The organism is Gemella sp. (assembly GCF_057272915.1).
This window is the reverse complement of sequence record NZ_DBHIUF010000006.1, coordinates 1-23,257: the sequence shown is the minus strand read 5'-3', so window position 1 is coordinate 23,257 and position 23,257 is coordinate 1. Positions and strand designations below refer to the sequence as shown.

Annotated in this window: 17 protein-coding genes and 1 other RNA gene; 17 read left to right on the top strand and 1 reads right to left on the bottom strand. The window is 30.9% G+C overall.

The window, feature by feature from the left end; translation table 11 throughout:
• The first annotated feature begins 292 nt into the window (after positions 1–292).
• The 6 genes from ACO6OL_RS03745 to murB all read left to right on the top strand — a co-directional run bounded on the left by ACO6OL_RS03745 (position 293) and on the right by murB (position 7,622).
• Positions 293–1,243 carry a ribose-phosphate diphosphokinase gene (locus ACO6OL_RS03745; RefSeq protein ID WP_304094048.1) on the top strand — a complete coding sequence of 317 codons (951 nt, stop codon included), beginning with the start codon at positions 293–295 and terminating at the stop codon, positions 1,241–1,243.
• 95 nt (positions 1,244–1,338) lie between these two features.
• A complete protein-coding gene (pth, locus tag ACO6OL_RS03740; protein ID WP_314160921.1) occupies positions 1,339–1,896 on the top strand; it encodes an aminoacyl-tRNA hydrolase in 558 nt (185 codons plus the stop codon).
• Between the two features lie 68 nt (positions 1,897–1,964).
• Positions 1,965–5,516, top strand: a complete 3,552-nt coding sequence (gene mfd, locus ACO6OL_RS03735; protein ID WP_485502183.1) for a transcription-repair coupling factor — start codon at positions 1,965–1,967, stop codon at positions 5,514–5,516.
• Entirely contained in the window at positions 5,509–6,072 is a 564-nt protein-coding gene (locus tag ACO6OL_RS03730; protein WP_485502182.1) for a DNA-3-methyladenine glycosylase I, read from the top strand. Before mfd ends, ACO6OL_RS03730 begins: the two co-directional genes overlap by 8 nt.
• A gap of 133 nt (positions 6,073–6,205) precedes the next feature.
• On the top strand, positions 6,206–6,727 hold the full coding sequence (locus tag ACO6OL_RS03725; protein ID WP_485502181.1) for a GrpB family protein: 522 nt from the start codon (positions 6,206–6,208) through the stop codon (positions 6,725–6,727).
• A complete protein-coding gene (gene murB / locus ACO6OL_RS03720; protein ID WP_485502180.1) occupies positions 6,720–7,622 on the top strand; it encodes a UDP-N-acetylmuramate dehydrogenase in 903 nt (300 codons plus the stop codon). The genes ACO6OL_RS03725 and murB overlap by 8 nt, the downstream gene beginning before the upstream one ends.
• 157 nt (positions 7,623–7,779) lie before the next feature.
• Here the strand turns inward: murB and ACO6OL_RS03715 are convergent, their stop codons facing one another.
• Positions 7,780–9,027 (bottom strand): replication-associated recombination protein A, encoded by a 1,248-nt coding sequence (locus ACO6OL_RS03715; protein ID WP_485502179.1) that lies wholly within the window; start codon positions 9,025–9,027, stop codon positions 7,780–7,782.
• A gap of 155 nt (positions 9,028–9,182) precedes the next feature.
• Here ACO6OL_RS03715 and ssrA point away from each other — a divergent pair.
• The 11 genes from ssrA to ACO6OL_RS03660 form a co-directional block, all read left to right on the top strand.
• Positions 9,183–9,539: a transfer-messenger RNA gene (ssrA, locus tag ACO6OL_RS03710) on the top strand.
• Between the two features lie 143 nt (positions 9,540–9,682).
• Positions 9,683–10,402, top strand: a complete 720-nt coding sequence (locus ACO6OL_RS03705) for an MBL fold metallo-hydrolase (RefSeq protein ID WP_485502178.1) — start codon at positions 9,683–9,685, stop codon at positions 10,400–10,402.
• A 6-nt stretch (positions 10,403–10,408) separates the two neighbouring features.
• Positions 10,409–11,032: an NfeD family protein gene (locus tag ACO6OL_RS03700; RefSeq protein ID WP_485502177.1), complete on the top strand. Its 624-nt coding sequence runs from the start codon at positions 10,409–10,411 to the stop codon at positions 11,030–11,032.
• A 21-nt stretch (positions 11,033–11,053) separates the two neighbouring features.
• Positions 11,054–12,043, top strand: coding sequence for a flotillin-like protein FloA (floA, locus tag ACO6OL_RS03695; RefSeq protein ID WP_314397549.1), 990 nt, complete (start codon positions 11,054–11,056; stop codon positions 12,041–12,043).
• 23 nt (positions 12,044–12,066) lie between these two features.
• Positions 12,067–12,546: a crotonobetainyl-CoA--carnitine CoA-transferase gene (locus tag ACO6OL_RS03690; protein WP_485502176.1), complete on the top strand. Its 480-nt coding sequence runs from the start codon at positions 12,067–12,069 to the stop codon at positions 12,544–12,546.
• Entirely contained in the window at positions 12,546–12,845 is a 300-nt protein-coding gene (locus ACO6OL_RS03685; protein WP_485502175.1) for a hypothetical protein, read from the top strand. The genes ACO6OL_RS03690 and ACO6OL_RS03685 overlap by 1 nt, the downstream gene beginning before the upstream one ends.
• A 17-nt stretch (positions 12,846–12,862) precedes the next feature.
• Positions 12,863–13,411, top strand: coding sequence for a hypothetical protein (locus ACO6OL_RS03680; protein WP_485502174.1), 549 nt, complete (start codon positions 12,863–12,865; stop codon positions 13,409–13,411).
• Positions 13,412–13,466: 55 nt separating this feature from the next.
• Positions 13,467–14,771 carry a thymidine phosphorylase gene (locus tag ACO6OL_RS03675; protein ID WP_485502173.1) on the top strand — a complete coding sequence of 435 codons (1,305 nt, stop codon included), beginning with the start codon at positions 13,467–13,469 and terminating at the stop codon, positions 14,769–14,771.
• A 9-nt stretch (positions 14,772–14,780) separates the two neighbouring features.
• Positions 14,781–15,419 (top strand): deoxyribose-phosphate aldolase, encoded by a 639-nt coding sequence (gene deoC, locus ACO6OL_RS03670; protein ID WP_485502172.1) that lies wholly within the window; start codon positions 14,781–14,783, stop codon positions 15,417–15,419.
• Positions 15,420–15,875: 456 nt separating this feature from the next.
• The gene (locus tag ACO6OL_RS03665) at positions 15,876–21,494 is read left to right on the top strand and encodes a ZmpA/ZmpB/ZmpC family metallo-endopeptidase (RefSeq protein ID WP_485502171.1); all 5,619 of its coding nucleotides are present in this window, start codon (positions 15,876–15,878) and stop codon (positions 21,492–21,494) included.
• Between the two features lie 982 nt (positions 21,495–22,476).
• Positions 22,477–23,257, top strand: a 781-nt coding sequence (locus ACO6OL_RS03660) for a YSIRK-type signal peptide-containing protein (protein ID WP_485502170.1), incomplete at its 3' end; no start/stop codon positions are given.

Genomic DNA, 23,257 nt, shown 5'->3' with positions numbered 1-23,257 from the left:
AATTAAAAAATACCATCAGGTATACATAAAATACGAATATTATAATCGTTTGCTATAAATATTCTTGATAGAGTGTTTTTATTATAAATGCTATTTTAGAGATAAAATATATTAATATAGTAATGAAAAATGAATTTTAGAAATATGTATGGTAGAAAATAGTAAAAAAATTAATGGATTTTAATTGGTCTATACCTGATATTAGTAGAAATTATCTAATATTTATGCTATAATAATTTACGGAATACATCTGTATTACTATCGAACCAAATTTTAAGGAGAAAAATTTAATATGCTTGTAGATAAACCATTAAAGCTGTTTTCATTAAATGCTAACATTCCATTAGCACAACAAGTAGCGAAGTCACTAGGAGTAGAATTAAGCAAATGTAGTGTAAAAAAATTCAGTGACGGTGAGGTTTCAATTAATATAGAGGAAAGTGTACGTGGTAGCGAAGTATTCGTACTACAATCAACTAGTGGTCCTGTAAATGACAATTTAATGACTTTATTAATTATGATAGATGCACTTAAACGTGCTTCAGTGGACACTATTAACGTTGTAATTCCTTATTACGGATATGCGCGTCAAGATAGAAAAGCAAGAAGTCGTGAACCAATTACTGCTAAATTAGTAGCTAATCTACTAGAGGTAGCAGGAGCAGATCGTATAATTGCATTAGATCTTCACGCTCTTCAAATTCAAGGTTTCTTTGATATTCCAGTTGATCACCTTATGTGTGTACCAATTATTGCGAAATATTTCAAAGAAAAACTTCCAGATATGGAAGAGGTGGTTGTTGTATCACCAGACCACGGTGGTGTAACACGTGCTAGAAAACTGGCAGATGCGTTAAATACACCAATCGCAATTATCGATAAGAGAAGACCAAAACCAAATGTTGCTGAAGTTATGAATATTGTAGGTAACATTGAAGGAAAAACTTGTATCCTTATAGATGATATTATTGACACAGCAGGAACAATTACTTTAGGAGCTCAAGCACTTAAAGATAGAGGAGCAAAAGAAGTTTATGCAAGTTGCTCACATGCTGTGTTAAGTGGACAAGCATTAGATAGAATCGAAAATTCTCCAATTAAAGAATTAGTATATGCTAACACAATAGATATACCAGAAGAGAAAAAATTAGATAAGATGGTACCGTTATGTGTAGGTGATTTAATAGCTAAAGCTATTTACAAAATCCACAATAACGAACCTGTAAGTGTTCTTTTTGAATAATAATTAATTAAATCAAGCTCTGAGAAGGCAGCGGTGTCCGTTGCCTTCTTTAAGTCATATATTCGATAGTAAATAAAATAATGAGAGGATAACTTATGAAATTAATAGTAGGATTAGGAAATCCAGGTAAACAATACGAAAATACAAGACATAACATTGGTTTTATGGTTCTAGACGAACTAGCAAGATCATGGAATGTAAATTTTGATAAAACTAAATTCAATGCAGAATACGCTATGACGTATCACAATGGAATTAAATATTTATTAGTAAAGCCAACAACATATATGAATTTATCAGGAGAGGCAGTAGGAAAGTTTTATGATTATTTTGAAATTGATATAGAAGATATTTTGATAATCTATGATGACTTAGATACAAAAACTGCAAACTTTAAACTTAAAGCAAAAGGGAGTAGCGGGGGACATAACGGGATTAAGAGTATCATAAGTCACCTTGGAACAGAAAAATTCAATAGACTTAAAATTGGTATAGATAGACCAACTCCACCTATGAAGGTTGTTGATTATGTATTAGGAAGATTTTCAAAAGATGAAATGGTTGAAATTGGAAAAATTTATTCGAAAAGTATAAATTGTATTGAAGATTTTTCTAAAATGAATTTTGTAGATTTGATGAATAAATATAATTAAAAGAATAAATGCAGCATTAGAGGAAGGAAGTTCCCCTCTGCTGCTATTTGTCGTAGGAAGGAGCGTACATGATAAAAGAAAGTCTGTTAGAAATAGTTGATTTGCAATTTGAAAAAAAATATAAACACATAGGGATTTATGGACAAAATCTAACAACACGTGCTTTGGAAATATATAACGAATATAAACAAAGTAATAACACTGTTGTAGTGCTATCTCAAAGTAAGGCAGAGGCTGAAGAATTATTTGCAATTTTAAGTGATTTCGAAGGAGAAACTTATATTTATCCAGAAATAGATATATTAAAACGTCATACATCTAAAAGTAATGATCTAGTCCAAAATTCAATAAAAGTTCTTGAAAACTTGGTGAATAATATACAAAGCATAATTATTATACCGATAGAAGCTATCTATAGAACAGTAAAAAATCCTAGCGATTTTAAAAATAATAGTTTTGAAATTAGTGAAGATACTGTCATTAGTTTTGATGAGTTACAGAAGAAACTCGTAAATATGGGTTATCGCAGAGTTGAGAGTGTTGATGTAGTTGGAGAGTTTTCAAAAAGAGGTAGTATAGTCGATATTTTTAGCCCATTAAGTGAAAAGCCGATACGATTAGATTTCTTTGACGATGAACTTGATAGTATGAGGATTTTTGATGAAATTACACAAAGATCTCTAGATAGAATTGATAGTGCAGTTATTTATCCAACAAGTGATTTTTTCCTTACTTCTGAAGAAAAAGACATAGTTGTTGAGAAAATACTCTCTAAGTTGGATGATAAAAAGATACAAGAAGATGAAAATTATCAAGAAATTAGTACTTATCTTAAAGAAAAAATAGAAATCTATAGAGCAACAGGAGATTTTAGTGACTTAGAGAGTTTCTCAAATTTAATTTATGAAAATTCATTTAGTATTGTAGATTATTTAAATGATGATACTATTATCTTCTATGACAATTATTACAAAATCTTAGAAAAAATAGAAGGATTAAGAGAGTACTTTTTAACGAGTTTGCAGGAAATGAATAGAAGCTATATCTATCAAGATGTAATAGACAATATAGCATTTGAAAAGATTCAAAATTTAGATAGTAGAAAATACTATTTATCTACTTTAAAATTAAATGATAAAATTATTGAGAAAAACTATAACTTAGATATAATTGACTTAACATATTATTCAAGTGAAGAGTATTTAGCTAAGGAAATTAGAGAAAAATTAACAGATAATTATAAGGTAATAATTTCATTAAATACTCAAAAGCAAAGAGATTATGTCGAAAAAGTTCTGTTTGATAATTATTTTTATGATGATATTTACTACGGTGTTAAAGAAGGGAAAATTTTTATTGATGTAAATAAATATCACCTTAAGGGGTTAGAGGATAGAAAGAATAAAATATTTTTATTAACACCTCGTGAACTTTTTACCGAAGAAGAGAGAAAAAAACGTCGCGTAAAATTCAAATATACTAACTCAGAAAAAATACGAAATTATCAAGAGTTAAATATTGGTGATTATATTGTTCATGTTAGCCATGGGATTGGACTTTATGAGGGTATAGAAAATGTCGAAGTAGGAGGAGTATATAAAGACTTCTTAAAGATCGTCTACGATGGTGGAGATATTATTTATGTAGATATAAATAATATGAACTATATTCAAAAATATACAGCTTCTACAGACAACAGAAAACCTGCACTGAATAAACTGGGTACTAAAAATTGGCAAAAGACTAAGAGTAGAGTTCGTAAAGAAATTGAAGATATTTCTGAGGACTTGATTAAACTGTATATCAAACGTGAGTTGAGTTCGGGATATGCATATAGTTTTGACGGTAGTATGCAGGCTGAATTTGAAGCTGATTTCGCATTTACTCCAACTGAAGATCAGGTAAAAGCTACTGAAGAAATCAAAAGAGATATGGAAAAAGAACGTCCAATGGATAGACTCCTTTGCGGAGATGTTGGATTTGGTAAAACGGAAGTAGCGATGAGGGTTGCGTTTAAAGCTGTTACCGATAATAAGCAAGTGGCTGTTTTAGTACCAACAACACTACTTGCTGAACAACACTATGATAACTTTGTAAGTAGATTTGCGAATTTTCCTATTAATATAGAAGTTGTTAGTAGGTTTAAATCTGCAAAAGATATTACAGAAATTTGTAAAAAACTTGAAGAAGGTAAGATTGATATCATCGTAGGAACGCATAAACTATTAAACGATAAGTTTAAATATAGAGATTTAGGTTTATTAATAATAGATGAAGAACAACGTTTCGGAGTTAAACATAAAGAAAAAATTAAACATCTAAAAAATACAGTAGATGTACTTACTCTTAGTGCTACACCTATACCAAGAACACTGCATATGAGTTTGATTGGAATTAGGGATTTATCTGTAATAGAGACACCACCAAGAGAACGACAACCTATCCAGACATTCGTAACAGCTCAGAATAAAATGGTTATTAAAGAAGCGGTTATGAATGAGGTGAATCGTGGAGGACAGGTATTTTATGTTTATAATAGAGTAGAGACAATCGATGAGAAGTATTTAGAGCTAAAAAGATTATTACCTGATATTAATATCGCTTATGCCCATGGTCGTATGAGTCAAAGAGAACTTGAGAATATTATGTCAGATGTTATCGATAGAAAATATGACATGTTAATATCAACGACTATTATAGAAACTGGTATTGATATTTCAAATGTAAATACTTTGATTGTCGAAGATGCTGATCGTTTTGGATTAAGTCAGTTGTATCAACTTCGTGGGCGAGTTGGACGAAGTAACAGAGAGGCCTATGCATACTTAATGTACGAACCGTTTAAATCATTAACAGAAAACTCGGAGAAAAGATTATCAGCGATTAAGAACTTTACTTCTCTAGGAAGTGGATTCAAGATTGCCATGCAGGATTTATCTATTCGTGGAGCAGGGGATGTCTTAGGTGGAAGACAACATGGATTTATCGATTCGGTAGGTTATACGTTATATTCTCAAATGTTAGAACAAGAAATCCAAGCTAAAAAAGGAATTTTAGAACCTTTATTAGAAAAAGATAGAACGCAAGATGTGAGTTACTATGAAAATATTATTAAAGAAGCAGCCCCTTCAATTAAAAAGGATATTTTTGAAGTTGAGACTGATAATCTTGAAATCAAACTTAATGTAGATGCCTTTATTCCGAAAGAGTATATTTCTAGTGATGCAGATAAAATAGATTTCTATAAGAGATTGAACAATGTTGTTAGTGACGAAGAAATAGAAAGTATTGTTGAAGATTTAATTGATAGATTCTCTGATTTTGGAGAAGAAGTAAATAATCTAATAGATATTTGTTATTTAAAAGTTATGGCGAAAAATACTATGGTTACTAGTATAAAAGAATTAGCCAATAAAGTTGTTATAACATTCGATAAAGAAATTATGAATAATCTAAAAGGAAAAGAATTATTTACTGCATTAACTCCTCATAAAGATACACGCATTATTGCAAAGGATGGATTTTTCTTAGAAATTGATAAAAAAGAAAGATATTGCATTAGACGAATTAGAGAAATGCTTACTTTAGTAAATAGTAATTTGGAGGCTACGTATGAATAAACATAGATGTCCATGGGCAAAAGCTCCCTTAGATATTGAATATCATGATAATGAATGGGGCAGAGAAACTCATGATGAACAGATGCTATTCGAATATTTAGTATTAGAGGGTATGCAAGCAGGATTAAGTTGGTCGTTAATATTAAAAAAACGTGAGAACTTTAAACGTGCTTTTGATAATTTTGATTATAATATTTGTGCAAATTATACTGATGAATATTTAGAATCATTAAGGGAAGATGAGAGTATTATAAGAAATAAATTGAAAATCTATTCAGTTAGAAAAAATGCTCTTGCATTTATTAAAGTACAAAAAGAATTTGGAAGTTTTGACAAGTATATCTGGGGTTTTACAGATTATAAAAAAATCAATAATAAGTTAGAAAGCTACAAGGATGCACCGAGTGAATCAGAGTTATCGATAAAAATAAGTAAAGATATGAAAAAAAGAGGATTTAGTTTTGTAGGAAGCACAATCATCTATAGTTATCTACAGGCTATCGGTATAATAAACGACCATGAAAAAAGTTGTTTTTGTTATGAAGCATGCTGTTAGTGAAAAAATAAGATTATTAATATCAAAAGTATATTTACTCAGTTCAGCGATGAAACCCGAAAAGAGCTTTACTTTAAATAAAATAACGTCTATAATAGATTAGGATATTTAATTACAAGATTGGATTTTATAAATGGATAAGAGAATTGTTAAAATTGAAGAAATAAAAGACAATGAGGTCTTTGTTAACACATTTTTAGAAGAAATAAAAAAAATACAAGAGATTCCTAAAATGCCGAAGTGTGAGTTTTTGCACATTGGAGCGACGAGTACAACACAGGTATTGGGAGAGAAAATTGTAGATATGCTTGTTGTTGTTGAGAATTTACACGAGATAACAACATTTGATGAGAAAAGGTTAAACAATATAGGTTATCATAGAATAGCTCATAATGGAATAAAAGGTGTAATTAAGTACGCTAGAATAATTGATTATCTAACAATGAGCTATGATGTAGTATTAAATGTAGTTCAACGAGATACAGAAATACACAAAGATTTTATAAAAGTTAGAGAAGTTTTTAATAATGAAGATTTAAAAAATGACTATAATTCATTTAAAAAGAATAATAAAGAACTTTCATTTAAAGATTATTCAGCACAAAAAATAATATTTATAAATGAAATGTTAAAAAGGATTGAAAATAATGATTAAGATAAAAAAAATTGAGGAGATTCTTCAAAGTAGTGAAGTACTGTATAATGAACCTCTAAGAAATTATAGTTTCACAAAAACAGGTGGAAATGCTGAGATTTTAGTGAAAATTAACAATGAAAAAGATTTACAAAATGTAATAGCATATAGCAACAAAAATAATATTGAATTGACTATACTTGGCAATGGTTCGAATGTATTAATTTCTGATAACGGAATTAGCGGGATTGTTGCTCTTACTAGTGACATGAATAATATTGAATTATTAGATGGTGATATTATTTCTTGTTATGCGGGATTAACATTAAAAGAATTAACAGAGTTTTGTATAGAAAATAGCTTAACAAATCTTGAATTTTCATGTGGTATTCCAGGAAGTGTTGGTGGAGCAATCTTCATGAATGCTGGTGCATACGGTGGTGAGATGAAAGAAGTTGTTCAAAAAGTTGAGGTTTTCACTAAAAATGGTGAAAAGAAAATATATACAAATGAACAAATGGAATTTTCTTACAGACATTCTGTAATTCAAGAAACTAAAGAAATCATTTCTAGAGTTTATTTCCAAATGAAAAAAGGAAATAAAGAAGAAATTGTCTCTAAAGTAGAAGAATTAAATAAAATGCGCTCAGATAAGCAACCTTTAGAATACCCTTCATGTGGTTCTGTATTTAAAAGACCAGAAGGATACTTCGCAGGGAAATTAATCCAAGATGCAGGATTACAAGGCTTAACTGTAGGAGGAGCGCAAGTATCAAAAAAACATGCAGGATTTATGGTTAATATAAATTCAGCAACTTGTGAAGATTATAAAAACTTAATAAAAGAAGTTCAGAAAAAAGTTTTTGAAGACTCAGGTGTTGAACTTGAGTGTGAAGTTAAAATATTAGGTGAATAAAAAAAGAAGTGACTCGATAAAATCGTGATTTTGGAGAAACAAGATTTTGTTGAGTCACTTTCGCAAAGTTTATTGGCTTTTAGATATTAATAAATCACTGCGTCTATGATTTCACATATGAACTTTGTTAAATTTTAGGGCTGGATTAGCCCTATTTTTATTTAATACTATCTATAAATTTTTTATATTGTGCTAGATTTTGCTCATTTTTATTGTTTGTTTTTGGAGTATAGAATGTTCTTCCTATTAAGTTATCAGGAAGATATTGTTGCTTAATATAACCAGTTGGATGACTGTGTGGATATTGGTAACCAACGCCACGATTTAGTTTATCAGCTCCGTAATAATGTGCATCTCTCAAGTGATCAGGAATAATAAATTTTGGATTTGTCTTAGTTTCATGTAGTGCATTATCGATTGCCATATAAGCACTATTAGATTTTAATGAAAGAGATAGTTGGATAACTGCGTTGGCTAATGGTATTCTAGCTTCGGGTAGTCCAAGCATCTTCGCACTTTCAATAGCAGCATGAACAAAAGGTCCGATATTTGGATTAGCTAGACCAATATCTTCATAAGCTATAACACTCATTCTTCTATATATAGTGTCCAAATCACCACTATCAATCAATAATGCTAAGTAATATAGTGAAGCATCTACATCACTTCCACGAATAGATTTTTGAAAAGCACTAATAATGTCATAAAAAGCATCGCCATCTTTGTCATAGGCTTTGAATTTTCCTAGGGATAAGTTTAATAGCTCCTCTTTTGTAATAATTTCACCTTCATTTGATAAATTATATAAAATTTCAAAAGTATTTAGTGAGAATCTTAAATCTCCAGAAGAGTTAAGAGCGATTGTTTTAAACACATCATCTTCGATTGATAATTCTTTGGGGAATATTTCTTTATTATTTGCTATTTTTTTTAGATATTCATAAATATCATCATTGGAAACTTGTTGTAATTCAAAAATAATTAAACGTGATCTAATCGCAGGATTTACGGTATGATATGGATTATTGGTTGTACATCCAATAACGTATATATTATCAAATTCGATTTCAGGAAGAAGTATATCTTGCATAGGTTTAGTTAATCTATGAAATTCATCAAGAAGTAAAATAACTTTTTTAAACCTTTTAGATTCTTCTATTACTGCAGTTAAATCTTTCTTAGTACAATTTACAGCATTTAGTATTTTAAATTTATAGTCTAGTTCGTTAGCAAGAGCATTTGCTATAGATGTTTTTCCAGTTCCAGGGGGTCCATATAATATAAAAGAAAACATTTTTTTGCTTTCTACTATTTTAGTAAGAACTTTTCCATCTCCAATTAAATGATGCTGTCCGATTATGTCGTTTATTTTAGTAGGGCGTAATCTATTGATAAGGGTTTCCATGGTACCTCCTTTAAAATTTTATTATCTAATGTTAATTATATCATAATTGAGAAGGTTGTTGTTAGAAAGTTTAACTAGACTAGGAGTGAGTGCAGAAGAAATAATAAAATTTTACATAAGTTGAAATTTATGGTAAAATAGATTAATCACAACTAGGGGATGTTTAGGATTCGACAGGGATGCTAGTCTTCTTGGTGGCATGTAGGAGGGTTGTCTTCTTTAACAACACATCAGTTAAATATAACTGGCGAAAAAACAAATTACGCTTTAGCAGCTTAATAAGCTAAAGGCTGATTACTTTGTTTGACTGTGACAAAGCTAATCGGTTCATTCTTAGCAGTCTACGATTTTTTTCTTCTGTTTGTAGAAAAAAATAAGAGATTAATCAAACTCGTTTTCCATTGCCTGTTTATCGGCTTAAGTGGAGAATTAAATTTAATAGGTAAACTAAACATGTAGAGGCTAAGGGGAGGTATTTTTGGACGCGGGTTCAAATCCCGCCATCTCCATTTTAATTAGAAGAAAGTAGACCATTTTGGTATTACTTTCTTTTTTTTATTAAAAAAACTACGCACACGAATGTTTAAATATATTTAATATACTTTATATTTTTAGTATGATATAATATACTTATAATCAAAAGGAAGAAAAAAGGATGCTAATTAAATTTTCAGATAGATTTTATTATACAAAACAACGATATATGTATTTAGAACCAACACTTGGTTATGTAAAAGGAGAGTATTTTTCAGTAATGTTAGATTCGGGAAATGGACCTACACAAGTGGCGAATTTTTTGAATGAATTAAAAGAAAATAACCTTCCTATGCCAAGTTATGTGATATTAACTCATCATCATTGGGATCATAGTTTTGGGGCTGCTTATTTGGATATTCCAGTAATAGCGACAGATAGAGCTAGAGATTCTTTAATTGAATTATCTCAGTTAGAATGGGATGAGGAGAGTTTATATCAAAGGGTAAAAGATGGAACCGAAATAAAATATAGTGCGGATGTTATAAGAAGAGTTTATGAAGATCATGAAATAAAAATTAGAATTCCAGATATGCCAAAGATGGCAGATTTTAATTTGAATCTAGGAAAGATTAAATTAAATTGTTTATATAGTGATAATTCTCATTCTAATGATGCATTTTTAATTTATATTCCAGAAGAAAAAGTGCTATTTTTAGGAGATAGCCATGCTAAAAATTACTATACGAAACCTATGGCATATAATAAAGAGAAGCTTCGCGATTATATAGATAAGATAACAGAACTTGATTTTGAACATGCTCTTCCTGGGCATGGAAATATATTCACAAGAGAGGAATTGTTAGAATATCTAGAAAAAGAATATACAAAAATGAGGTGATTATAAATGGATTTAATGATGTCACTCGATTGGATTCTTTTAGTTACAATGTCGTTAACTTTTTGCCAACAATTGTTCTCAAAAAAGTTTAACTTATTTGGAATATTATCTCTACTTAGTTTGGCGACATATATAGCCCTTCATTCTTATTCTACAGGATTAAGTATTTTTGTTCTTTTATTGTTTATAGGAGGACTAGCATTAATAGGACTTGAGATGTTCGTTCCTGGTGGAATAGTTGGGACTGTAGGAATTATTACCGTAGTATATGCAATAATTTATGTGAATAAATCAACATATTATATTGCTTTTATACTTGTAGTATCTCTAATTCTTGCGGTGATATTATATTATGTAAATCGAAATGTTTTCCATAAAAAACTGATGTTTTTAGATAGACTTGTCTTGAATGATTCTATTTCTACAGAAAATGGTTATGTAGCTAGTGAGAGTAGAGTAGAGTTAGTAGGGAAGAAATTAAAAGCATATACTGATTTACGCCCTGCAGGAGTAGCTATATTAGATAATGAGAAGTTAGATGTGGTTACTGATGGAGATTTTATAGAAAAAGGTAATGAAGTTGAAATTGTACGCGTTGAAGGAATGCGTATAGTTGTTAAGAAAATATAAATAACATAAGGAGGTAGTATTATGCCAGAATTAGTATTTACAGGTATTATTGTGGTAGTAGTGCTGATTGTGCTATCGATATTCTTTACTTTCTTTCCACTTGGTCTTTGGATTAGTGCGATTGCAGCAGGAGTTAAGGTTAGTATCTTCACACTTGTTGGTATGAGATTAAGACGTGTTATTCCAAGTAGAGTAATTAATCCGATGATTAAAGCACACAAAGCAGGATTGGCAGTTACTATTAATCAACTAGAAAGTCACTATTTAGCGGGGGGGAATGTCGATAGAGTAATTAACGCTCTTATTGCAGCTCATAGAGCTAATATAGTAAGTTTAACATTTGAACGTTGTGCAGCTATTGATTTGGCAGGGCGTGATGTTCTTCAAGCGGTTCAAATGAGTGTTAACCCGAAAGTTATTGAAACACCATATATTGCAGGGGTTGCGATTAATGGTATTGAGGTTAAAGCTAAAGCGAGAATTACAGTTCGTGCAAATATTGAGCGACTTGTAGGGGGAGCTGGAGAGGAGACTGTTATTGCCCGTGTAGGTGAAGGTATAGTTTCTACAATCGGTTCTTCTGAATCACACACAGTAGTTTTAGAGAATCCGGATAGAATTTCTAAAACAATTTTGGATAAAGGATTAGATGCTGGTACTGCATTTGAAATCTTATCAATCGATATTCTAGATGTTGACATCGGTCAAAATATCGGTGCTAATTTACAAACTGAACAAGCTATTGCTGATAAGAATATAGCACAAGCGAAAGCTGAACAACGTCGTGCTATGGCGGTTGCAGCTGAGCAAGAGATGAAAGCTAGAATCCAAGAAATGCGTGCTAAAGTTGTAGAAGCTGAAGCTGAATTACCACTTGCTATGGCGAAAGCTTTCCAAGAAGGTAATTTAGGTATTATGGATTATATGAATTATAAAAATATCGAAGCTGATACAGGTATGAGAGATTCAATTAAACGTATGTCACAACCTGAAGCAGGAGCAGGTAAATAATTAGATAATAAGGAGGGTGTGAAATGTCGTTTTTAATTTTCGCAGCGCCAATAATATTTATCATAATTTTTGCTATTTTCGCAGTTGTCTTCGCTTCTGACAGTAAAAGATACAGAAAAAATTTAGATAATTCAAAACAGATGGAATTAGACAATGCTCGAGAGCAGGCGTTAAAGGCAGTGGAAGAAATGAAAAGAATCAAAGAGGCAGCCAAAAATGGCTTAAATGATTCTGAAATCAAAGAAAAGGAATTAGAGAATCAACAAGTTTATAAGGAAGATATATATGAACAACAGGTTGATAGTTCTACTGTAAATAAATACCAACAGTATTATAATGAAAATTATAATAGAGGAAAAAATAGATTTGATATACAAAGAAACTTTCAGCAAATATCAATTAAACAAGAGGATACAAAAAAACTAGAATTTTCTAAAGAGAATCTTGTTCGCGGGATATTAGCTAACGAGTATCTTAATAGAAATACTAGGAGGGGACGATAATGAATTCATTAGTATTCATTTTGGTAATGTTTATTCTCTCGTTAGTTTTTGATAAGCTTAAACAAGCGAGAGTAAAAACCGAAGAGCTCCCTAAAAAGAAAAAAAAGGTGAAAATTTCAACTGATAAGGTAAGTAGTAATAATCCTAGAATTAAGGAAGAACCTTTAGAAAGAAAGCCTAGAGTTATAGTTGATAGAGAAAAAGAAATAGTTTCAAACACTTTAACTTTTGATAAAGAAAGAATTCTTAACGATATAATTTTTTCAGAAGTATTGTCAAAATCAAAAAGTAAAAGATAATAAATAGGAGGTGTAATATGAAAAAGCCATTTAACTATATTAGTTATTGTATTTATTCATTTATGCCTCTTTATTTTGTTTTGCTTATATACACATTTGTAAAAGAGGATATGGAAGCTTTACTTTTAACTATAGTACTTATAATTGTATCAATATTTGTGTTAATGCTTCAGGTTAATAGTAGACCTACAAATATATTCGTATGTGGAAAAAAAGAAATATCTAAACAAAACGGTATTGATCAATATTATTTAGTACTCATGATAATAGTTAACTTTTTGATTATTAATAATAAAATACATTTTTTATATAAAATAATAATTTTTGTAATTATATATTATGTGTTATCATTAATGTTATTTAAATATAAAAATTATACATTAACATTATTAGGCTACAAAATGTACATAATTCGTGATAAAATAGTATATAGCAAGAAAAGTCAAGAAGAGATATATAAAATATTAAAAGATAAGAAGAGTTTGCAGATAATAGAAGTATCTAATAATATTTATATTGAAAATGAAAAATATAGAATGACTAATTTTTATTGTAAAAACTTTTAGCTAGTAGGAGATTTTACCTCTATCATACAAGAAGAATAATTAAGGAGAATATGCTATGAGAGTTGTTGATATCATAGATAAAAAGAAAAAGAATAAGGAACTTACAAAGGATGAAATTGAATTTTTACTAGACGGATACCTTAAAGGAATAGTGCCTGATTATCAGATGAGTTCATTTTTAATGTCTGTTTATTTTAATAATATGACAAAAGATGAACTAACTAACTTCACTTTAACTATGAGGGATTCTGGAGATACAATCTACTTTGACGATTTAGATCACTATCTTGTTGATAAACATTCTACAGGTGGAGTAGGTGATAAGGTTACTGTGGTTCTAGGACCGATTTTATCAGCGGTAGGAATGGCTACGACAAAGTTATCTGGTAAAGGTTTAGGTCATACTGGAGGAACGATTGATAAGTTCGAAGCTATTAGAAATTTTAAATTTAGTACAACAAAAGAAGAACTAGTGGAAGTAGCTAGTAAAACTGGAGTGGGGTTAATGGGGTACAGTGACAATATTGTTCCATTGGATAAGAAAATCTATGCATTACGTGATGTAACAGCAACTGTAGATAGTATTCCATTAATAGCAAGCAGTATCATGAGTAAGAAACTGGCGATTCAATCTGATTTAATTATTCTAGATGTAAAAGTCGGTGACGGTGCTTTTATGAAAACTATAGAAGATGCTAGAGAGTTATCTCGTAGAATGGTTGAGATTGGAAATAGTGTAGGTAGAAAAACAATAGCAGTACTGACTAATATGGAAGAACCATTAGGATATAATATTGGGAATGCTAATGAAATTATCGAAGGAATAGAAGCTTTAAAAGGCAATTGGTCTAGCGATTTAAAAGAAGTTGTTTACGAAATTGTCTACCTAGCGTTAAAACACAAAGGTGAAGTTAAGACGTTTGAAGAAGCAGCTAAAAAAATAGACGAAGTTATTGCTAATGGTCGTGCACTAGAACTATTAAAACAATTTATTGAACTTAGTGGAGGAGACGGCGAAGTTATAAATAATTATGAACTGTTACCAACGCCTAAGTCAGTACTAGAAGTATTCTCAGAAGAAGAAGGTTTTGTAACAAAAATCAAAGCAGAAGAAATAGGTAAAGCAGCGATGGTTATTGGAGCTGGTCGTGCTACTAAAGAAGATGAGGTAGACCACGCTGTAGGAATTGAGCTTAAGAAAAAAGTCGGAGATAAGGTAGAAAAAGGTGATGTTATCGCTGAAATTTACTACAACGATGAAAAAAATGTTCAATCAAGTAAAGCGATGGTTTTAGATGCTTATGTAATAGGAAAAGAAAAAATAGAAAATATTAAAAATATATTAGAAGTAATAGAATAGAGGTAAAAAATGGGATTAAATAAATATATCGATCATACAATTTTAAAGGCGACAGCAAGTAGTGCTGATGTTCAAAAACTTTGCGCGGAAGCAATTGAACATAAATTTTATAGTGTTTGTGTTAATGGTTGTTACGTTGCAGATGCCAAGCATCTTTTACAAGGAACTGATGTTAAAGTTGCGGCTGTTGTAGGTTTTCCATTAGGTGCAATGACTACTGCTGCGAAAGTATTCGAAGCCAAAGAAGCGGTAGAAAATGGAGCAAGCGAAATAGATATGGTTATCAATGTTGCTAAATTGAAAGATGGTGAGTTTGATTATGTAGAAAATGAAATTCGTCTTATTAAAGAAGCGATTGGAGATAATGTATTAAAAGTTATAATTGAAACTTGTTATTTAACTGATGAAGAAAAAGTTAAAGCCTGTGAGTTATCATTAGTAGCTAAAGCAGATTTTGTAAAAACTTCAACTGGTTTTGGAACTGATGGTGCAACGTATGAAGATGTAAAATTAATGAAGTCTGTAGTAGGTGACAATGCAAAAGTTAAAGCAAGTGGTGGAGTTAGAGATAAAGAAACTGCACAAAAATATGTTGATCTTGGCGCAGAAAGATTAGGAACAAGTTCAGGAATAGAGATTGTAAAATAATATAATTTAGTAAAGGTCTAAATGTTAAAATGTTATTCTATTTATTGTAATTAAGAGAATTCTAGAGATAAGATAAAAAGAATTAAGTTAAACTGTTAAGAAGATGAAAAAGCTCAGATTAACATAAAAAAATAATTTAAATCAGTCTCAAGGTATTATATCTAATAAATATTATAAGGAGCGACGTACTAGTGATGATTTTTAAATCATTATTTTGGTGGACGCTCCTTTTTTTATTTGGAATTAATTATTCAGTACATATATATCTTTGTGTTTTCTAAAAGTGATAGTATTGTATTTATGTATTAACAGGGGAAATAGAGTATCATTTTTACCATCTATAAATAAAAAAGTTATTAATTGTAGCTTTATTTTGGGGTGTTTATTAAATTGTAATAGAAATATTATTTTGATAGAATAAAATTGTAATAATATGTATTTAGGAGCAAACGTTTTATGCGAGCACAAAATAAAAATAATAAAATTTTAAAGTTTTCAATTAGAAAATTATCATTTGGGGCAGCACCTGTTGTTATTGGCGCATTAATCTTTGGAAGCTATATGCCAACTAAAGCTTATGCAAGTGACAATGGTATAAATGTTAATTATACTTATCTAACTGAAAATGAACTTACAGAATCGGAAAAAAGCTTAATTAAAAATAGTATACCAAATGATTTAAAAAATAACGAAACCTATTATATGGTTTATAAGAAAGAAAGTCATAATGCTAGCGCTGATACACTGAAAACAAAATTATTACCTAATACTGGAGAAAGTTCACTCCCATTAGCTGGATTAGGTCTAGGAACAGCAGTTCTAGTGGTGTTTCTAATATCAAAAAAACATAGAAATAAAGTACTTAGTGTTGTTTTGATTGGTAGTTTAGGACAGAGTGCTATAGTACCTTATCATTCTTTTGCTTTAGAAAGCAAAGACTTAGTTCAATATAATACAAAAGCAACTATAAGTAATTCTTCTGAACTTGCCAAAGGTGTAATTCAAATAGAAGGATACAGATATATAGGATTTTTCACGCAAAATGATTTAGAAGAACACTCTCGAGTTACAGAAAAGATTCTCCCAAGTGAAACGAAAGAATCGTCAATTAAGAAGGGTAAATCATTAACTAAAACAGAAAAAGTTGAGAAAATTGAGGTACCTAAAATTGGATCTCGCAAACAAGATACAGAAATCTCAAAACCAAAGATTGAATATAAAACAACGCCAGAGGAAGGTGTACGTAACTTATCTATAAATAAACCAGAACTAAGATCAACTAAGGAAGTTATCCCTTTTGAAACTATTAGAAAATTTGACAATACGTTGCCAAAAGGTGAGACTAAAGTTCTTAAAGATGGTGTTAATGGGAAAAAAGTGGTGTTTAGCGAAGTAACGACGGTTGATGGCAAAGAGACTAGTAGAATCATTAAAACTTCTATTACTAGGAATGTTGTCAATAAAGTTATTGCTGTCGGTACTTTAGAAGTAGCAAAAGGTAAATCGTTAGTCCAACCAGAAAAACCGATAGGAGTGGTAAGCGAGAAAGGTGAATCGTTAGTACAGCCAGAGAAACCGAAAGGAGTAGTAAGCGAGAAAGGTGAATCGTTAGTGCAACCGGAGAATCCAAAAGGAGTGGTAAGTGAGAAAGGTAAAGCGCTAGTGCAGCCGGAGAAACCAAAAGGAGTGGTAAGTGAGAAAGGCGAATCGCTAGTACAGCCGGAGAAACCGAAAGGGATAGTAAGCGAGAAAGGCGAACCGTTAGTACAGCCAGAGAACCCGATAGGAGTGGTAAGTGAGAAAGGTGAAAGCCTAGTTCAACCAGAGAACCCAGAAGGGGTAGTAAGCGAGAAAGGCGAATCATTAGTACAACCAGAAAATCCAGAAGGAGTGGTAAGTGAGAAAGGCGAACCGTTAGTACAGCCAGAGAATCCAGTAAAAGAAATTCCAAAAGAGAAAAAACCACCTGTATTAACATTAGCTAAGATCGAAGAACATACTCTTGATCGCTCTGCTAACTTGACATATACTTTAGAAAATGAGGATTCAGTCGAGATTAAATCTATTATGGCGGAAGTCCGTGATGGTGAAAATGTAGTTAAACGATTAGATTTAACTACATCTAAATTAAAAGATATTGCAGATAATCTTAAATTGTATAAAGACTATATCGTCAGAACAACTATGATTTATAATCGAGGAAAAGTAGATGAGACTTCAGTATTAGAAGAAAGACCACTAAGGCTTGATCTAAAAAAAGTTGAAGTTAAAAATATCAAAGAAACAAGCTTGATACATGTTAACGAACAAGGTGAGGAATCTGATAGTAGCTTATTAAACGCTATTCCTGAAAATATAAAAGAATATTATTTGAAAGTGACTTCTCGTGATAATAAAACAACTAAACTTGCTATTGATAAAATAGAAGAAGTAAAAGTTGGAGAAGATTGGTTTTATAAAGTTAGTGCAAAAGCTCAAGACTTAGTGCGAAGAACGAGTGAAAATAAAATAGAGGATACTTATTCTTATTATATCGCGAAACCCAAACCACATATTGGTGATGTGTATTATGATTTTAAAGATTTAATAGAAGCTATGCAAAAAACTCCTTCGGGAACATTCAAACTTGGGGCTGATTTAAGCGCGGTTAGTATAAAACCACTCGGAAAATCTTATGTTACTCAGAAATTTACAGGAACATTAACAAGTGTTGATGATAAGCACTATTCAATTCATAATATACAACACCCTCTATTTAGTAAATTAGAGAATGCAACTATTAAGAATGTAAACTTAGAGAATGTAAATATTAATTTACCAGGAACAAATGATGTCGCTTCACTTGCACAGATAGCAAAAGGTGGAATTATTGAAAATGTTAAAGTAACGGGTAGTGTCATCGGGGCAAACGAAGTGGCTGGTATTGTTAATAAGTTAGATGAAGGGAAAATGACTAATATTGCATTCATTGGCAAAGTTCAAGCAACAGGAAATAGGGGATCTAATCTTGCTGGAATAGCAGGTGATGTTTGGCGTGGTAATATTGAAAAAGCCTATGTTGATGCTGAAATTACAGGTGATAGATCACGAACGGGAGGAATAGCAGGTAACATAAGCCATGGTTTAAATTCTGATGGAATAGGTAGATGGGGATATATAAGAAATTCTGTAGCAAAAGGTACTATTGATGTTCCTAATAGTGGAGAAAATGGAGGTCTTATAGGTAAGAACTGGCCTTGGGGTGTTATTGAAAATACTGTTACAATGATGGATGTTAAGAAGGGTGACGTATTCTTTGGATCAAGAGATATGGACGATGAAAATGTTACCGATTGGGTTGTTAATAAGAATTTCACAGTAACAGGTATTAGCAAAGGTGGAAAAACTCATAGAAACTCTCATAGAATCAAAGATATTACTAAAGATGAAGCAGATGCGAAAATTAAAGCGATGATGATTACTGCTGATAAATTAGTTAGTACACAACCAACTGTAGATAAGCTTAACAACAAAGTTTCTCATGAAGATGAATATAAAAATATTCAAGATTACCAAGAAAAGCGTGATCAGGCATATCGTAACATAGAAAAACTACAACCATTCTATAATAAAGATTGGATAGTAAATCAAGGTAATAAATTAGATGAAAATTCTAATCTTGTAACTAAGAGAGTTTTATCGGTAACAGCTATGAAGGATACAGAATTTGTAACAGATTCAGAAAATGCTAATAAAATCATGGTTCACTATGCTGATGGAACAAAAGAATTGTTTAATATTTCAGCAAAAGAATCTCAAGTAGCTCAAGTGAAAGAATATAGTATAGAAAACTTAGGAGATATAGTATATACGCCGAATATAGTTATTAAAAATAGAGATACTTTAGAAGCTAAAGTTAAAGAATTATTGCTATCTGTTGAGTTACAGTCTCAAGCTGTTCGTAATATTCTTGAGAAGAGAGATACTAAAAATGATCCTACAGCCAATAGCGAAGCTCGTCAAAATGGATATATTCGTGATTTATTCTTAGAAGAAAGTTTCAAAGAGGTTAGAGATAATATCGATAAGTTTGTTAAGAAACTTGTAGAAAATGAAGAACATCAATTAAATGATGATGAGTCTGCTAAACTTTCATTAATTAAAAAAATCGAAAAAAATAAAACTAATATTATGCTTGCTTTAACATACTTAAATAGATATTACGGAATTAAATATAATGGTGTAAATATAAAAGATATGATGACTTTCAAACCTGATTTCTATGGAAAAAATGTAGATGTGCTTGATAGACTTATCAAAATTGGTTCTAAGGAAAGTTACATAAAAGGTGATCGTACGTATGATGCATATAGAGAGGTTATTGCAAGTGCTACAGGTAAGGGGAATTTACATGAATTCTTAAACTATAATATGAGATTATTTACAGAAGATACAGATTTAAATGATTGGTTTAAACACGCAACAGAAAAAAATGTTTATATATCTGAACCTACTACCACAACTCAAGATTTTGTAAATAAAAAACATAGAGCTTATGATGGATTAAATAATTTCATACATGGTCGTATGATTTTACCGTTATTGACTTTAAAAAATGCTCACATATTCTTGATTTCAACATATAATACTTTAGCGTATAGTTCTTTTGAAAAATATGGAAAATATACAGAAGAAGAACGAAATAAATTTAAAGAAAAAATTGATGAAGTAGCAAATGCGCAACAACGATACTTAGACTTTTGGTCTCGTCTAGCCTTGCCAGTAGTAAGGAATAAACTATTGAAGAGTGACAATATGGTACCAACTGCAGTTTGGGATAACCAAAATTATAGTGGAGGCTCTAACCGTTATGGCTTCGCTAATAATGGTAGAGATATAGTAGCTCCTGTACGTGAGTTATATGGACCAACATGGCGTTATCACAATACAAATGGAAGCATGGGGGCTATGGCTAGAATCTATGGAAGACCATATGAAGATGATGCAGTGTTCTTTATGGTGACAGATATGATTAGTCCATTTGGTATTTCAGCATTTACTCATGAAACAACCCATGTAAATGACCGCATGTTGTACTATGGAGGTAACTGGCACCGTGAAGGTACGGATCTTGAGGCGTATGCACAAGGTATGCTACAAACACCTGATAGTTCTACGACAAATGGAGAATATGGAGCTCTAGGATTAAATATGGCATATGTTCGACCAAATAATGGGGATCAATGGTATAACTATGATCCTAGTAAATTAAAAAATAGACAAGAAATAGATGCCTACATGAAACGCTACAATGAAGCGATGATGATGCTAGATCACTTAGAAGCTGACGCAGTCATTAGTAAAGGGCTAACTGATAATAGTAAATGGTTTAGAAAAATAGATAAAGAATATCGTTACAAAGATTCATTTAACGAACTACTAAAACCTAATCAATGGGATAAGGTAAGAGATTTGAGAGATGAAGAAAAAACTAAACAATTAACTTCAATTAATGATTTGGTAGACAATAACTTTGCGACTAAACATGGTGTTGGAAATGGACGTTATCGTCCAGAAGATTTAATGCCAAATTCTGCATACGTAAATGTAAATATGATGGCAGGTATTTATGGAGGTAATTCAAGCGATGGGGCACCTGGTTCATTATCATTCAAACATAATGCATTCCGTATGTGGGGGTACTATGGTTATGAAGATGGATTTATCAGTTATGTTTCAAATAAATACAAAGATGCAGCCAATAAAGAAAAATTACCAACTTTAAGTGATAAGTATATTATCAAAAAAGTATCTAAAGGAGCTTTTGAAACTCTTGAAGCATGGAAAAAACATTGGTATGGAGAAGTCTTAGCGAAAGCTAAACATGGATTCGCTGAGATAGATATCGATAATGTGCATATAACATCTTATGATCAACTGCAACAAATGTTTAACGATGCAGTTCAAAAAGATTTAGACCAAATGGCTAAAACTGGTAAAGAATCTTATGGAAATACAGTTGCACTTAAAACTAAGGTGTTTAAACAATTACTAAAAAATACAGATGGATTTTCTAATGATTTCTTTAATAAATAATTTTTAGAAGTAGTTTATAAGAGTCTTTTCAAATAATTAAGTTTATGTTTAAAGGGTTTAAAACACAAAAGGGAGTGATAAAAAGTCCTAAAGAAAAAAAGTTTATAAGAACAACTCCAAGACGTAGTGGTTTATTAATAGATAAATTCGCTTCGTAATAGTTTTTAGATATCTAATAAACTTTACGGGAGTGGATTTACAAAATATTATTGCTAAGAATTTGTAATTTTTAGTCATTTCGTTAAGTTCGATTGATTAAGAAAATAGGAGAAAGCTATGCTGCATTAGGAGGTCTAGCTTTTTTCCTGTTTTGTACGAAGTAGATGGAATATGGGCTGACCCAAAAGTCCTAAATTTAAAAAAAGTGTATATGCTAACTCATAGACGCAGTGGTTTATTGATATCTAAATTCGCTTTATGAAAGCTTTTTAGATATCTAATAAACTTTGCGGGGGTGACTCTAAAAAATCGATTTCTCTGAAATCGCGATTTTTGAGTCACTCCCGTTTATAAGGAAAATAGTCGATGTGCTTTTGTGTTCCTTGAAATGCATAAAAGCTGAATATACAAGGAATATAAGAGATATTTTATTCAAATAATTTCAAAAATATTAACTACATTTTAACTTCATAATATAGAATATGTTCTTATGAGGAATTTATATTTGGATATCGGGATTTGTTTTCTATATCCAAGTGCTAATTATCGCTATATTTGATAGGTTTTTGTTAGACAAAAAAATGCTAGTTTGATATAATAGTGACACTAAGGTTAATTGTAAAATAACATTGTTTTTTAATAAAGGTTACAGCTAAATAGTAAGTTGTTTCAGAATTTAAAGAATACGGTAATATCATATTATTATTATTATTATCGGCGCGCTCTATAGCGATAAATATGGTTATTTAATATTTCAATGTGAAAGGTATTTATTTTTAACTTCAAATTAAATTAATATTTTAAAAAATAAGGAGAATAAAAAATGATAGGAAAAAATAATTATTATTTGAAAAATACAAAAGAGGGTACAAAAGTAGAGTCGTACTCAATAAAGAAATTTAAAGTAGGTGCTGCGTCTGTAGTAATAGGTGCAAGTATCTTTTTTGGTGCTGGAGCAGTAGCTCAAGCTAGTGATTCTATTTCAAACAACACAGCAACAGATGAATCATTAGGGGCAGATAATAAACTAGAAGTCACACCAAAAGCACAAGCCAAACCAGTAGTAGAAAACACTAGAGAGAGTGTGGCAGCCGCAGTAGCTTCAAAACTAGAGAATTCAGAAAAAGAAACTCTAAATAAAACAGCCTTAACAAAATTAATTGAAGAAATTGACGGGAAATTTACCAACGGGAAATATACTTCTAAAACAGAAGATAGTGTAAACCAATTGAAAACAGCTTTAGAAGAAGCAAGAGTGGTTTTAAGTAACGCAAAAACACAAGCTGAATTAACACAAGCACACGCTAAATTAGTTACTGCAACAACAAAATTACAAACAAAACCAGAAGAGAAAAAAGAAGCACCAGCAGTAGATACGACAAATGGAAAAGCTACTGTAGGTAAAACAGCAACTAATACTGAAAAAGCAGCAGATACGAATTCAATCGCAAACTCAGGTTCTAGAGATGAACGTCATGGGAAAGCATTGGATAAAAATAATCCATTCCGTACAGATGCGGCTACTACGGATACAGATCCATCTGCGAACCAAACGTATACATTGCCAGGAGATAGTGCGAGTGTTGCTGAATTAGCTAATAGTT